This is a genomic window from Serratia sp. CMO1, assembly GCF_015689115.1.
GTDB classification, from domain to species: Bacteria; Pseudomonadota; Gammaproteobacteria; order Enterobacterales; family Enterobacteriaceae; genus Serratia; species Serratia marcescens.
On the sequence record NZ_CP065032.1, the window covers coordinates 468,132 to 483,433 of the forward strand.

Sequence of the window (15,302 nt, forward strand, 5' to 3'; positions counted from 1 at the left end):
CGCGAGCAGGCTCCTACATTCATATTGCGTGAATCAAACCGGCAGCTCGCCGCGGGCGGCCTTGCGTTTGTAGACCATGATGGTCAGCACCAGCGGGATGACGATCGCCACCAGAATCGCCAGCGAGTAAATCAGCCAGAACTGCGGCTTGATAGACAGAATGCCCGGCAGGCCACCGACGCCGATGCCGTTGGCCATTACGCCGTCCAGGCCGCAGATCAGGCCCGCGATCGCGGAGCCGATCATCGCGCACAGCATCGGGAAGCGGTATTTGAGGTTGATGCCGTACATCGCCGGTTCGGTCACGCCGAGGTAGGCGGAGATCGCCGCCGGCACCGAGATTTCACGCTCGTTGGCCTTGCGGCTGATGATGATGATGCCGAGCACTGCCGAGGCCTGCGCGATGTTGGACAGCGCAATCAGCGGCCACACCGGGGTGCCGCCCATGCTCTGGATCATCTGCATGTCGATAGCCAGCGTGGTCTGGTGCACGCCGGTGATCACCAGCGGCGCATACAGGAAGCCGAACAGCGCGGCGCCCACCGGCGCGAAGCTGCCGGTCATCACCGCTTTCACCGCCCAGGCGACGCCATCGCCGATCATGCGGCCGAACGGCCCGATCAGCGCGTGCGCCAGGAACACCGCCAGCAGCAGCGAAACTACCGGCACCACCACCAGATAGAGATAGTCGGGGACGATCTTTTTCAGCCGGGTTTCGATCCAGCCCAGCGCCATGCCCGCCAGGATCGACGGGATCACCTGCGCCTGATAACCCACTTTCTGGATCACGAACCAGCCGAAGTTCCACACTTCCGGCGTTTGCTGGCCGAGCAGGTAGGAGTTCATCAGCTGCGGCGACACCAGGGTGACGCCCAGCACGATGCCGAGCACCGGCGTGCCGCCCATCTTTTTCACCGTCGACCAGCAGATGGCCACCGGCAGGAACATGAAGATCGCTTCACCGAGCAGCCACATGAAGTCGTAAACGGTTTTCCACGCCGGATGCATCTGCGCCAGCGTTTGGCCGCCGGACATCGGGATGTCGCCGATCACGTTGCGGAAGCCGAGGATCAGACCGCCGCTGATCAGCGCCGGCAGCAGCGGGAAGAAGATTTCGGCGAAGTGGGAGATGGTGCGCTCAGACCAGGTCATGTTCTGGCGCGCGGCCACCTTGGCCTGTTCCTTGTCGGCCTCGTTGACGCCGGTGCTGGCGATCAGGGCCTGATAGTAGTCGCCGACGTCGGTGCCGATCACCACCTGGAACTGCCCGGCGTTGGTGAAGCACCCTTTGACCATCGGCAGCGCTTCGATCTCTTTCGGTTTCGCCTTATTGGGATCGTTGAGGACGAAACGCAGCCGGGTAATGCAATGGCTGACGGTGGCGATGTTCTCGCGGCCGCCGACCAAAACAATCAGGCGATCAATATCCTGCTGTTTTACTTTGCTCATTATGGGATACCTGCAGAGGTGTTGACTGAGTAATGATCAAAGCTTAGCCACTCGGCTTTTTGAATGAAATGGGAACGTTCCCGGTTTGGGGCGAGGATCACAAAATGACAAAAAATGGTCAACTTCTAAGCAGGTCGTCAGGAAAGTTTGCTGGGCACCACCAGGCGGCGGATCCCCTGTTCGCCGCTGAGCTGCGCCAGCAGCTGCTGCGCCGCCAACAGGCCGGCGCTGCCGTAGCCGAACTCCACCGACAGGGTGTCGGGGAACAGGAAGCTGAGCAGCGGGGTGTTGCCGATGGCGCATACCTGGATGGCGCGCGCCGGCTGTTGTTGCAGGTATTTGATCGCCCCCAGGGCGATGCTGTCGGAGGCGCAAATCAGCGCGCTGGTGTGCGCATCGATCACTTCGGCGGCGTGCTGGAAACCGCTCTGGTAGCTCAGCTCGCCCAGCGTGGCGCGCGGCGTGAGCGTGAGGCGTTCACAGGCGTCGAGATAGGCCTGATAGCGGCGCTGGCCGGTGGTGGCGTCGCTGAGCTGCACCCCCAGATAGCCAATATGCCGATGCCCTTGTTGATACAGGCGATCCATCAACAGGTTCACCGCGCCGGCGTCGTCGTAGCAGACGGACGAGAAGCCGTCGTATTCGCGCACCATCACCACCATTTTTTCCTGCCACGGCTTGAGCATCGCCGCGGTCAGGCCGGTGAAGCCGAACAGGATCACGCCGTCGACGTTGCGCTGATGCAGTACGTGCAGATGCTCCTGCACCAGACGAGTTTCGAACTGGCTCTCCATCACGATCGGATCGAAGCCCTGCTGGTACAGCAGCGGCAGCATGGTGCGCACCGCCTGGTTCTCCGACGGCGAATCGAGACGAGAAACGATGATGCCCACCACTTTGTCGCTCTGGCCGCGCATGGCGCGCGCCGACTTGGAGGGGGTAAACCCTTGCTGACGGATCACCGCTTCCACCCGTTCACGGGTTTGCGGGCTCACGCTGCCTTCATTGTTCAACACGCGTGAGACGGTGGATTTGCCTACGCCGCTCAGGCGTGCGATGTCCTTGATGGTCAGCCGGTTTTGCATGGTTTACTTTTCGTTGAAGTGGACAGGCGTAACATAACGGCCTGTAAAACAATGCCCGTCAGCATAGCTCATTTTCCTACGGGGATCTTGATGCAAAACGGGATTGTTGCACTGCGCTGAACGGCCGCTCCTGCCGCTCTGTTTTTCCCTTTACCGGAGGTTATACCCCATATGGACCCCGACCCGACTGCTTTAGACACTCACTCGGTTCTCCGGTAAAACCTCTCCGCCTGGCGCTGCTGTTTTACCGGTGAAGTACATCACGGTAACCGGTAGCGCGCGCTTCGTCGTTCGCTCCTGCTGCTGAAAAAAATAATAAGGATCTGCGTTGGCAGAGGCTTTTTGGCGCACCCGCCATCCGCCCGGCCGATGACGATCCCCGTTTACCCGCTGCCGTGAGGCACCGGGCGACGAGGTGCGAACCATGAAACTGAAAAAACTCCCCCGTCAGCTGCTGGGCCTGTTCGCCCGCGGCCTCCCGCGCCGTTTGGTACGCCGCGACAGCTTGCTGGACGGCGTCGGCGGCGCTGCGCGCGATATGCCTGCCGGCCTGGCGCAGCAGCGGCTGGCATGCGCCGCCGCAGAGACGATGCAGCTGTTTGAGCGTTTTCACAGCCACCCGGAAGGCATCACCGCCCATGAGGCGGAACAGGTTCGCCGGCGCTGCGGCGAGAACGTCATCGACGATCAGCAGAAAGAGGCCTGGTGGCAGCACCTGTGGCACTGCTACCGCAACCCGTTCAACCTGCTGCTGACCGCGCTCGGCATGATCTCTTACGCCACCGAGGATCTCACCGGCGCCTTGGTGATCGCGCTGATGGTGCTGATCTCCACGTTGCTGAACTTCATCCAGGAGGCGCGATCCAACCGGGCGGCCGACGCGCTGAAGGCGATGGTGAGCAACACCGCCACGGTGATCCGCAGCGATGCGCTCACCGGCAGGAGCGAGCACGTGGAGCTGCCGATCGCACAGCTGGTGCCGGGCGACATCATCAAGCTGGCGGCCGGCGACATGATCCCGGCGGATCTGCGCGTGCTGTCGGCCAAGGATCTGTTCATCAGCCAGGCGGCGCTGACCGGCGAATCGCTGCCGGTGGAGAAATCCGCCGCGCCGCAATTGTTGGCGGCCGATCCGCTCGACTGCCAGAACCTGTGCTTCATGGGCACCAACGTGGTCAGCGGCACCGCGCTGGCGATGGTGATTGGTACCGGCGGCGGCACCTATTTCGGCCAGCTGGCGCAGCGCGTCACCAGCCAGGATGAGCAGCCGAACGCCTTCCAGAGCGGCATCAGCAAGGTCAGTTGGCTGCTGATCCGCTTTATGCTGGTGATGACGCCGATCGTGCTGCTGATCAACGGCTACACCAAGGGCGACTGGTGGGAGGCGGCGCTGTTCGCGCTGTCGGTGGCGGTCGGGCTGACGCCGGAGATGCTGCCGATGATCGTCACCTCGACGCTGGCCAAAGGGGCGGTGAAGCTGTCGCGCCAGAAGGTGATCGTCAAACGGCTGGACGCCATCCAGAACTTCGGCGCCATGGATATTCTGTGCACCGACAAGACCGGCACCCTGACCCAGGACAAGATCGTGCTGGAGCGCCATACCGATGCGTTCGGCGCCGGCAGCGAGCGGGTGCTGCGCTACGCCTGGCTGAACAGCTTCTACCAGACCGGGCTGAAAAACCTGCTCGACGTGGCGGTGCTGAGCTGCGCGGAGCAGAACCGGCAGCCGGAGGCGCTGCAAAACTACCGTAAGGTGGATGAGATCCCGTTCGACTTCGTGCGCCGCCGCATGTCGGTGGTGGTGGCCAAAGACAACGAGTATCACGAGCTGGTGTGCAAGGGCGCGCTGGAAGAGATGCTGGCGATTTGCAGCCACGTGCGCCACGAAGACGAGGTGATCCCGCTGAGCGAGGCGCTGCTGGCGAGGATCCGCCGCATCACCGACGATCTCAACCAGCAGGGGCTGCGGGTGGTGGCAGTGGCCAACAAGATCCTGCCGGCGCAAACCCATGAATACGGCGTGGCGGACGAGTCGGATCTGATCCTCGAAGGCTACGTCGCCTTCCTCGATCCGCCGAAGGAAAGCACCGCACCGGCGCTGGCGGCGCTGAAACAGAACGGCGTCACGGTGAAGATCCTCACCGGCGACAACGAGCTGGTGGCCGCCAAAGTGTGCCGTGACGTCGGGCTCGAGGCCGATCATCTGCTGCGCGGCAGCGAGATCGAGCAGATGGACGACGAGCAGCTGGCGCAGGCGGCGGCGCGCACCACGGTGTTCGCCAAGCTGACGCCGCTGCACAAGGAGCGCATCGTCAAACTGCTGCGCCGCCAGGGGCACGTGGTGGGCTTTATGGGCGACGGCATCAATGACGCGCCGGCGCTGCGCGCGGCCGATATCGGCATCTCCGTCGATTCGGCGGTGGACATCGCCAAGGAAGCGGCGGACATCATCCTGCTGGAAAAAAGCCTGATGGTGCTGGAGCAAGGGGTGATCGAAGGGCGCCGCACCTTCGCCAACATGCTGAAATACATCAAGATGACCGCCAGCTCCAACTTCGGCAACGTGTTCAGCGTGCTGATCGCCAGCGCCTTCCTGCCGTTTCTGCCGATGTTGCCGCTGCATCTGTTGATTCAGAACCTGATGTACGACATCTCGCAGATCGCCATCCCGTTCGATAACGTCGACGACGATCAGATCACCCAGCCGCAGCGCTGGAACTCCGCCGATCTGGGGCGGTTTATGGTGTTCTTTGGGCCGATCAGTTCAATTTTCGACGTGCTGACCTTCAGCCTGATGTGGTGGGTATTCAAGGCCAATACGCCGGAAATGCAAACGCTGTTCCAGTCCGGCTGGTTCGTGGAAGGGCTGCTGTCGCAGACGCTGATCGTGCACATGATCCGCACGCGCAAAATTCCGTTTATCCAAAGCCGCCCGTCCTGGCCGCTGTGCATCATGACGCTGGCGGTGATCGCCACCGGCATCGGCCTGGTGTTCTCGCCGCTGGCCGGCTTCCTGCAGCTGCAGGCGCTGCCGCTCGGCTACTTCCCGTGGCTGGTGCTGATCCTCGCCGGTTACATGGTGCTGACCCAGTGCGTGAAAGGCTGGTTCGTGCGCCGCTACGGCTGGCAATAACCCGTTCGCCCCCTCCGGCCGGGAGGGGGCAACGGTGATCCCGTCCGCTTTTTCACCGCAACGGTTGGACATCTGTTCTGTGCTGAGTCTTTATCTACAGCGTTGGCTGTTTTCCCCTGCGCCTTTCAAGCCACCGCGTTGTTGGCTGTACGCCCGCCCCCCAGTTACTTAGCAGACCTAAGCGCCTGGGGATGCGGGCGCTTGCCGCCTAGCGGTGGTTTGAAATTCATTGGGGATATTTTGTTTTTTTCCTCTGAGGAATTTCCGATGCACAGACCTTTCCGTTATACGCTACTGGCTTCATCGTTATGGTTTTCTTGCGGCGCGCTGGCGCAGCCGGCGGGTGATTTGCCGCTGATGCCCTGGCCGCAGCAGGTGGAAGTGACGCAACCGGCGGGCAAGCTGGTTTTGGATCACCGTTTGTCCCTGACGCTGCAGGGTGACGACTTGGGTGACGCGCTGCCGCGCTGGCGCCAGCGCATCGAACTGCAGACCGGCTGGACGCTGGCGCCGAGGGAAGAAGCAAACGGCGCGGCGATCAAGGTGGTGATCAAGGATCGGGTGGCGGCGCAGCCGCTGCCGGGCAGCGATGAGAGTTACCGGCTGGCGGTCACACCGCAGGGCGCCACGCTGACCGCCAACACCCGCTTCGGCGCGCTGCGCGGCATGGAGACCCTGCTGCAACTGCTGCAGACCGACGGGCAAAACACTTTCCTGCCATTGGTGGATATTCGCGACGTGCCGCGTTTTCCGTGGCGCGGCGTGCTGCTGGATTCGGCGCGCCATTTCCTGCCGCTGCCGGACATTTTGCGCCAGCTCGACGGCATGGCGGCGGCCAAGCTCAACGTATTCCACTGGCACCTGACCGACGATCAGGGCTGGCGCTTCGCCTCCGAGCATTACCCTAAATTGCAGCAGCAGGCCAGCGACGGCCAGTTCTACACCCGTGAGCAAATGCAGCAGGTGGTGGCTTACGCCACGGCGCGCGGCATTCGCGTGGTGCCGGAGATCGACATGCCGGGGCACGCCTCCAGCATCGCGGTGGCCTATCCCGACCTGATGAGCGCGCCGGGGCCGTATCGCATGGAGCGCGAGTGGGGCGTGCATAAGCCGACGCTCGATCCAACCCGCGACGAGGTTTATCAGTTTGTCGATACGATCGTCGGCGAGCTGGCGGCGATCTTCCCCGATCCTTATCTGCACATCGGCGGCGACGAAGTGGACGCCAGCCAGTGGCGGGCGTCGCCGTCGATTCAGGCGTTTATGCAGCAGAACGGGCTGGCGGATACCCATGCGCTGCAGGCCTACTTCAACCAGAAGCTGGAAAAGATCCTCGAGAAGCACCAGCGGCAGATGGTCGGCTGGGACGAGATCTACCATCCGTCGCTGCCGCGTTCGATCGTCATTCAGTCCTGGCAAGGGCAAGACTCGCTGGGCGCCAGCGCGCAGGATGGCTATCAGGGCATCCTCTCCACCGGTTTCTACCTCGATCAGCCGCAAAGCACCGCCTATCACTACCGCAATGAAATTCTGCCGCAGCCGCTGGGGGTTGAGACGGCGGTACAACCCGGCGAGCAGGCACAAAGCTGGCGTTTCAGCATGCCGCGCCTGAAGGGCAGCGCGGTGGAGGGCAGCTTCACGCTGATCGAGGGCAAGCAGGGCTGGCGCGGCTTTATCGATTTCAACGGCAAATCGCGCCGCGCGGTGCACGATATCGTCTGGCGCACGCCGCAGCTGGTGACGTTCCGCGTCGATACCTGGATGGGCGACACACGGCCGGTGTTTACGCTGCAACAGGACAAGCTCAGCGGCTATACGTTGGTCGGCAACGTGCGTTACCCCACCCAGGGCGAGAAACTGGCGGCGGCGCCAGCGGGCAAGATGCCGGTGGTGCCGGATGAGAAGGGGCAGGCCAACATTCTCGGCGGGGAAGCGGCGCTGTGGGCGGAAAACGTGCGCGCGCCGCTGATCGATCTTAAGCTGTGGCCGCGCGCCTTTGCGGTGGCGGAGCGGCTGTGGTCGGCGCAGGACGTCACCGATGAGAACAATATGTACCGGCGGCTGGCGGCGATCGACGCCTGGTCGGTGGTGTCGGTCGGCCTGCAGCAGCACGCGGAAACGGCGCGCGAATTCACCCGGCTGAGCAACAGCGTGCAGATCGTGCCGCTGCAGATCCTGGCCGAGGCGGTGGAACCGGCGCAGTATTACACCCGCCAGCACCTGAAGTTCCAGGCCGGCAACTATCACCAGTTCGAACCGCTGAACCGCTTCGCCGATGCGCTGCCGCCGGAGAGCGAGGCGGTGCGCGCCATGCATGCCCAGGTCGCGGCCTTGCTGAAGGATAAGCGCGATAAGGCGGCGGCGCAGGCGCTGCGCGAACGGCTGCAGCGCTGGCAGGCGAACGGCGCGGCATTGCAAACGGCGATCGCGGGCAACCGCACGCTGCGGGAGCTGGCGCCGGTGGCGCAGGACGTGGATGCCCTGGCCGCATTGGGGTTAACGCTGCTGGATCGCCATCAGCAGGACAAACCGCTGAGCCGGGCCGAGGCCGAACAAGCGCAGCGCCGGCTGGATGCGGCGGCGCAGACGCGCGACGAAGTGGTGATTGCCGCGGTGTACCCGCTGGAGGCGCTGCTGCGGGGGCTTAAAACGGAGTGAGGGTGACGGGGCTCGGCCAGTTGAGCCCCGGTTTTGTTACGCCTGTAGCGACAGCGGCGCATACCCGATGGCGTGCTGCAGGTAATTCAGCAGCAGCTGGCGGGTGAAGCGCGGCTCATCGATACCGCTGCCCTGCAGGAAGCGTTGCAGGTTGCTGCAGTCCCACCGATAGGTGTCTTGATAGAGCTCCACCGTCGATAGCTCGTCCACCATAGGATCCTTGAACAGGCTGAGCAGCGGGTAGAGCGGCGCGTCGCTGTCGTTTTCCCATTGGGCCCGCCACTTTGCGAAGGGCAAGGGACGAAAACGATAACCGAACTCGCGCTCCAGCAGGCTGAAAAACTCACGCAGCGTCAGATTATTGTCACCTTGATGGATCAGGTTGAATTTCTGCCCCAGCGCCTGCGGGTTGCGAGAGACGTGGGCGATGGCCCGGGTCATGTAATCCACCGTGGTCAACCCTTCGCGCATATCCCGTAAATCCGGTACCGTGCCGCTGCTGATGCAGGTTTTCACCAGCCGTCCCCACCATTGATAATCGGCGTTGACGCCGGTACGGCTGTGGCAGGTGGCGTAGCCCAGGCGGAAGGTCATCAGCGGCAGGCCTTGCGCCGCCGCCAAATCGGCGATTTTCTCCATCACCCATTTGCTGCGCACGTAGCCGATATCGCGGCTGACCGCCGGCAGGTTTTGGTCGATATCGTCGCTTTCCCGCATCACCCGCTTGCCGGTGTGCAGATGCCCCCAGCTGTATACGGAGATGGTCGACAGCAGCATCAGCGGCTTGGTGCGGCTATGCGCCGCGAAGCGAATGATTTCCCGCAGGCCCTGCACGTTGTCGCGCTTCATGTAGGCGTAAGGCTGGATAAAATTCACCGCGCTGGCCGAATGGTAAATCAGATCGATATCTCGGCTTAACGCCCTGTAGGCCGCCGGCGTCAGCGAAAAGTCGTGTTCCGCTACGTTGCCAGGCACGATATGAATGCGCGCGTGCTGGCTGGCGTTCAGCGCGATCCGGTAGCGCTGCAGCACCGCCTCCAGCCGCTGTCTCGGCGGCAGTTTGGCGCCGTCGCGCACCAGACAGTACAGCTCGGCGTCGGTGGTGCGCAGCAGATCGGCCAACAGATGCGCGCCGACGAAGCCGGTGGCGCCGGTCAGCAAAATGGCGCGCGGCGCGCTGATTTGCCGCGGATCGAACGTCGGATCGATGACGATATCCGACGGCAAATACACATCATCCTGTAAGGCACGCGCTTCGCCTTGCCGCTGTGTCGGTTGCCGGTCTCTGCGTTGTGCCAGTGCCTGCGCCAGGGCGCCCAGAGTGGGATATTCATAGATGTCGTGCACCGAAGTCTCGACGGCAAATGCCTCGGCCAGCGCCGTCATCAGCTTGGCCGCCAACAGCGAATGGCCGCCCAGCGAGAAAAAATCATCGTTGGTTGCGGGCTGTTCCACTTTCAGCAACGAACGCCAGAGATCGGCGACGATGCGCTGATCGGCGGTCAGCGGCTGCGCAACGCCGGCGCTGACCGGTTGGTAATGCGCCAACAGAGCCGTTTTGTCGATTTTGCCGTTGTTGTTCAGCGGCATGTGTTGCAGTAAACGATAATCGGCGGGCAGAAATGCGGTGGGCAGCGTTTCTTTCAGTTTCTGTCGGACGCGTGCGATCACGTTTTCGCCGTCACACTCAGCGACCAGAAACGCCACGATTTTCTTGCCCAGCGGATCATCTGCCGTCGCCACGGCGGCCACCGCTTTACGGATGCCCGCAACCTGCAGCATGGCGTTTTCGATTTCGCCCAGTTCAATGCGATTGCCGCGGATTTTGACCTGATCGTCGATACGGCCCAGATATTGAATGCGGCCATCCGCCAGCCAACGAGCCCGATCGCCGCTGCGGTACAGGCGCAATCCGGCGAAGTGAGGCGGGGTGATGAAGCGCTCGGCGGTCAACGCCGGATTGTTCAGGTAGCCGCGGGCCAGACAGCGGCCGCTGATATACAGCTCGCCGGGGCGATCGCCGATCACGGGCTGCAGTCGGTCATCGAGGATGAAGATTTCGGTATCGCCGATGGGCCGCCCAATGCTGGCGGGCGGGTTTTGCGTGGCGCAAGCCACCCGGTTGCAGGTGGCGAAGATGGTGGCTTCCGTCGGGCCGTAGTAATCGATCAATGAATAATCGATGCCGCGCAGATCGACCGGATGAAGTTTCTCCCCTGAGCTGAACAGATACCGCAGCGCCAGATTGGCCGGTTGCGGCGCGCCGACCACTTCGGCGACCAGTACGGCGGGCAGGCTGGCGTGGGTAATGCCCTGTTCGGCAAAGTAGGCCAGCAGGACTTCCGGCTGCAGGCGAGCGTCTTCCGGGGGCAGATACAATGTGCCGCCGCTGGTCAGAGGCGACCAGATCTCCCATTGCGCAACGTCGAAACTCAAGCCGGCGATCAGCGTAGAACGACTTTCGGCATCCATAGCGAATTGCTTGTTATGCCAGAGAATTAAATTCAGCAGCGACTGATGTTCTATCAGCACACCTTTCGGTTTGCCGGTGGTGCCTGAAGTGAAAATGAGATAAACGATGGCATCGGGAGACGGAGAAATTAACGTTATATTCTCCTGCGGAGAAATTGATATATTATCAATATAAATAATATCCTCGCTGAAGTTATTTTCCGAAAGCGCTATCGTCGCGTTGCTGGCGAGTATTAAAGGGGAACCGCTTTGCGTAACGATATCCTGTATTCTTTTTTCCGGGTAACGGGCGTCGATGGGAATATAGCCTGCGCCGGCTTTGACGATCGCCAACATACCGATCAGCATTTCCGGCGTGCGCAGCGTGACGAGCGGCACATAGCTGCCGGGCGCCACGCCCCGCCGTAGCAACAGCGCGCACAGTGCGCTGCTGGATTCATCCAATTGACGGTAGGTCAGGCGCTTATTATCGCCGACGACGGCAAGTTTTTCCGGATAACGGGAAGCTTGTTGGATAAAATAATCCAATACGCTAGGTGCCATGGTTATCTCCTGTCATTATTCACGAAGTGAACGAAATGAAACAGCAATGACCCGGCCGGGTGAAAAACAATTATAGGCGTATTTTTATTAGGGAATTGTAAATGTGAACGATATTACGCTATCGCTATAAATTAATTGGGTTAAAAAATTATTATCAATAAAAACGGCCAGCCGAAGCTGACCGTGATTCGCGTGCGCGTCGATTAACGACGCACGGCGATGGCTTCGATTTCGATCTTCACGTCTTTCGGCAGACGCGCCACTTCTACGCAGGAGCGGGCCGGGAACGGCGCGCTGTGCTCGGTGAAGAAGGCTTCGTACGCGGCGTTGACGGTGGCGAAGTCGTTCAGGTCTTTCACGAACACGGTGGTTTTCACGATGTCGGCAACGAGCAGGCCGGCGGCTTCGACGATCGCCTTGACGTTTTCCAGCGACTGGCGCGCCTGTGCGGCGACGTCGTCGGCGACGGCGCCGGTTTTCGGATCGACCGGGATCTGGCCGGAAGTGATGATCATGCTGCCCAGATCAACGCCCTGCACGTAAGGACCAATGGCTGCCGGGGCGAGTTCAGTGCTGATGTTACGTGACATGTTTTCTCCTGATAAACGAGGATTGTTCTATCCAGAAATCCCATTATAGGGCGTCACCGGGAGAATGACAGCGCCATCTCCCGGCGCCCATGCCGGGCTTAGTCGGCCTGCAACACCACCTGATGCTCGAACTCTTTTTCGCAGTAGCGGCATTTCAGGTGCACTTCGCCGCCGCGCGATTTGACGCTGAAGCTCGACGCCACCGGCTCGCTGCGGCTGATGCAGTTGCCGTTCGGGCAGGTCAGCACGCCGTCGATGTGGTCCGGCAGGCTGAGGGTCAGCTTGCGCACCACTTCATAGTTGTCGATGCGGTTTACCGTGGCCTTCGGCGCGTACATCGCCAGTTGGTTGGCCTGCTGCTCGGTCAGGAAGGTGTTCTCGATCTTGATCAGATCCTTGCGGCCCAGCTCGTTGGAGGGCAGGTTCAGGCCGATGGTGATGCGCTGGTCGGTGGCGGTCAGCTTGAACAGCGTCAGCAGTTTGAAACCGATCTGCGCCGGAATGTGGTCGATTACCGTGCCGCATTTGATCGCTTCGACCTGCAGTTTGTTGTCATGAGTCATGGCGGTTCCCCCTTAAAGAGCCAAATCTGCGTTGAGCACCAGCGCCAGCAGCGCCTGGCGGGCGAAGATGCCGTTGCCCGCCTGCTGGAAGTAGTAAGCGTGCGGCGTTTTATCCACGTCGGTGGCGATCTCGTCGATGCGCGGCAGCGGGTGCAGCACCTTGAGGTTGGCGCGCGCGCCGGCCAGATCCGCGGCGCGCAGCACGAACTGCGCCTTCACGTTGGCGTACTCGGACGGATCGAGGCGCTCTTTCTGCACCCGGGTCATGTAGAGAATATCCAGCTCCGGCACCACTTCTTCAATGCTGCCGTGCAGGCTGTACTCGATGCCTTTCTCTTCCAGCATTTTCAGGATGTAGGCCGGCATCGCCAGCGCGTCCGGGGCGATGAAGTAGAAGCGGTTGCCTTCGAACTTGGCCAGCGCCTGGGTGAGCGAGTGCACGGTGCGGCCGTACTTCAGGTCGCCGACCATGGCGATGCTGAGGTTGCTCAGGCGCCCCTGGGTTTCCTGGATGGTGAACAGATCCAGCAGGGTCTGGGTCGGGTGCTGGTTGGCGCCGTCGCCGGCGTTGAGCACCGGCACGTTGCCGGAGAACTCCGAGGCCATGCGCGCCGCGCCTTCCTGCGGATGGCGCATCACGATGGCGTCCACGTAGGTGCTGATCACCGAGATGGTGTCGGCCAGGGTTTCGCCTTTCTTGCCGAGCGAGGTGTTGCTGCCGTCGGCGAAACCGACCACCGAGGCGCCGAGGCGGTGCATCGAGGTTTCGAACGACAGGCGGGTACGGGTCGAGGCTTCGAAGAAGCAGCTGGCGATCACCTTGTGTTTCAACAGCTCCGGCTGCGGGTTGGCTTTCAGACCGGCGGCGGTGCGCAGCACCAGCTCCAGATCCTCGCGGCTGAGATCGTTAATAGAGATGATGTGTTTGTGATACAGCGGGTTGGCCATTTTTCACTCCTCCTCGACGCGTGCCCGTGGCGCGGGACTTTTTAAGGCAAAAAAAAGCCCCTCAATGAGGGGCTTGAAAAGATCGGTTTAGCAACAGGAGAAACAACGGCAGCTGGCCGCCGATAGGCAGTCGGTTTTGTCGATTGCGGCTAACAAAACAAACGTCGTTTTTCATGCTTTCTCCTGGCAAATTGTGGCGCATTATACTCGCGCTTTTCGCCACTGCAAGCGTTAAAACGCCGTTTTTTGCCGCCCCGCAATCGATTGGCCGGCGATGGCCGCTCGCCGGCTATTTGCTGACGCGATCGTAGTAGACCATGTCGGCGTTCAACCCTTGTTGATAGCCTTTGACGTTGTCGCGCAGCACCACTTCGGTTTTAGCCTGATCGATAAACACGTACGGCGAACTGCGCTGCAGCTCCTGCTGCATGGCGGTGTACAGCGCGCGGCGCTTGACCGGATCGGCTTCGGCCAGCGCCGCCAGCGTCTGCTTATTCAACTGCGGGATCTGCCAGCCGTTCAGCCCGGCCACCGTGCTGCTCTTGCCGTCGTTGTAAGCGAAGGCGCTGGCGTTGGAGTGGGCGTCGAAGTAATCCGGGATCCACAGCCGGATCGCCGCCTGATGCTGTCTGGCGCGCACGCGCGAGTAAACCTGGCTGCCCGCGGCCGGCAGCAGCTCGATCTTCACGCCGGCGGCGGCGAAGCTGCCCTGTAGCGCCTGCGCGATGGTGATGAACGGCGGTTTGTTCTCCACGTCCAGCGTAAAGGCGGCGTGGGTGATGCCCGCCTTGGCCAGGATGGCTTTCGCCTTGGCCGGATCGTAGCTGAACGGGTTGGTCTCCAGCGCGCCCGGCAGCCCGACCGGCAGGAAGCTCTGGTGCACGAAGTATTGGCCCTTCAGCAGATCCTTCGTGATGCCCTGATAATCCACCAGGTAGCGCGCCGCTTCCCAGAAGGCCGGGTTGTTCAGCAGCGGGTTGGCGCCGTTGCCGGTGTTGAACACCAGATAGTTTTGCTCGGCGGACGGGATCTCCAGCACCTTGACGCCCGGCTGGTTCTTCAGCGTGTCGGTCTGGTCGGCGCCCAGTTCGCGGGCGATATCGGCGTCGCCCTGCTGGAGCAGCAGGCGGCGGGTGGCCGGATCCGGCACGTTTTTAATGATGATGTTTTTCAGCTGCGGCTTGTCGCCCGGCGTGGTGGGGTTGGCGTCCAGCACGATCGCCTGGTGCGGCTGATAGACGCGCATCTTGAACGGACCGCTGCCGGCAGAGTGCATCTTCAGCCAGGCGTTGCCGAAGTCGCCGTCTTTGACGTTGGCCAGCGCCGCTTTGCTGTCGACGATCGAGGCGATCGGCGTCGAGAGGATATTCAGCGCCACCGTCGGGCTGACGTCCGCCGTCCAGCGCAGCTGCACGGTATGTTCGTCGATCTTCTTGAGCTGCGCGTCGATGTTGTCCGGCTGCCAGCCGAGCACGTTGAGGATGAACGCCGGCGACTTGTTCATTTTCACCGCGCGGCTGTAGGAGAAGATCACGTCGTCGGCGGTCAGCGGGTTGCCGGAGGCGAACGCCGCCTGCGGCCGCAGTTTCACCGTCAGCGTTTTGGCCGCCGCATCGCCCCGCCAGCTTTCCGCCAGCACCGGCGCCACCTTGGCCGGATCGTCGCGATCCGCCTGCACCAGCCGCTGATACAGGCTGGGCACCGTCTGGATGCTGGAGAGTTCGTTGGCTTCCGCCGGATCGAGGCTGACGATGTCATCCAGCGATTGCACCACCACCAGCGTATTCGGCGGCGTGGCGGCCAACGCGGCGGCGGGCAGGGCGGCGAGCAGGAACAGCGGCAAGAGTTTGGCTTTCATCGG

The 15,302-nt window shown here is 61.9% G+C and carries 9 protein-coding genes; 2 read left to right on the plus strand and 7 right to left on the minus strand.

All coding sequences use genetic code 11. The annotated features are described in order from the left end of the window. Nucleotides 1-33 precede the first annotated feature (33 nt). Both treB and treR read right to left on the minus strand, forming a co-directional pair. Nucleotides 34-1,449, minus strand: coding sequence for a PTS trehalose transporter subunit IIBC (gene treB / locus IT763_RS02170; RefSeq protein ID WP_206195120.1), 1,416 nt, complete (start codon nucleotides 1,447-1,449; stop codon nucleotides 34-36). Between the two features lie 137 nt (nucleotides 1,450-1,586). Further along, nucleotides 1,587-2,534 (minus strand): trehalose operon repressor TreR, encoded by a 948-nt coding sequence (gene treR / locus IT763_RS02175; RefSeq protein ID WP_016929286.1) that lies wholly within the window; start codon nucleotides 2,532-2,534, stop codon nucleotides 1,587-1,589. A 424-nt stretch (nucleotides 2,535-2,958) separates the two neighbouring features. On the opposite strand from treR, the gene mgtA reads away from it, so the two are divergent. Both mgtA and IT763_RS02185 read left to right on the plus strand, forming a co-directional pair. Further along, nucleotides 2,959-5,667: a magnesium-translocating P-type ATPase gene (gene mgtA / locus IT763_RS02180; RefSeq protein WP_206195121.1), complete on the plus strand. Its 2,709-nt coding sequence runs from the start codon at nucleotides 2,959-2,961 to the stop codon at nucleotides 5,665-5,667. Between the two features lie 267 nt (nucleotides 5,668-5,934). Next, on the plus strand, nucleotides 5,935-8,325 hold the full coding sequence (locus IT763_RS02185) for a beta-N-acetylhexosaminidase (RefSeq protein ID WP_176063762.1): 2,391 nt from the start codon (nucleotides 5,935-5,937) through the stop codon (nucleotides 8,323-8,325). 36 nt (nucleotides 8,326-8,361) lie between these two features. On the opposite strand, the gene IT763_RS02190 is transcribed toward IT763_RS02185, so the two are convergent. The 5 genes from IT763_RS02190 to IT763_RS02210 form a co-directional block, all read right to left on the minus strand. After that, complete coding sequence (locus tag IT763_RS02190; protein WP_206195122.1) at nucleotides 8,362-11,340, minus strand: non-ribosomal peptide synthetase; 2,979 nt, start codon at nucleotides 11,338-11,340, stop codon at nucleotides 8,362-8,364. A gap of 203 nt (nucleotides 11,341-11,543) precedes the next feature. Next, nucleotides 11,544-11,930 carry a 2-iminobutanoate/2-iminopropanoate deaminase gene (gene ridA, locus IT763_RS02195; RefSeq protein ID WP_049300809.1) on the minus strand — a complete coding sequence of 129 codons (387 nt, stop codon included), beginning with the start codon at nucleotides 11,928-11,930 and terminating at the stop codon, nucleotides 11,544-11,546. A 98-nt stretch (nucleotides 11,931-12,028) separates the two neighbouring features. Next, a complete protein-coding gene (gene pyrI / locus IT763_RS02200; RefSeq protein WP_004933377.1) occupies nucleotides 12,029-12,493 on the minus strand; it encodes an aspartate carbamoyltransferase regulatory subunit in 465 nt (154 codons plus the stop codon). 12 nt (nucleotides 12,494-12,505) lie between these two features. Continuing rightward, the gene (pyrB, locus tag IT763_RS02205; protein WP_004933375.1) at nucleotides 12,506-13,441 is read right to left on the minus strand and encodes an aspartate carbamoyltransferase; all 936 of its coding nucleotides are present in this window, start codon (nucleotides 13,439-13,441) and stop codon (nucleotides 12,506-12,508) included. A gap of 289 nt (nucleotides 13,442-13,730) precedes the next feature. After that, nucleotides 13,731-15,299 (minus strand): ABC transporter substrate-binding protein, encoded by a 1,569-nt coding sequence (locus tag IT763_RS02210; RefSeq protein WP_206195123.1) that lies wholly within the window; start codon nucleotides 15,297-15,299, stop codon nucleotides 13,731-13,733. Between the last annotated feature and the right edge of the window lie 3 nt (nucleotides 15,300-15,302).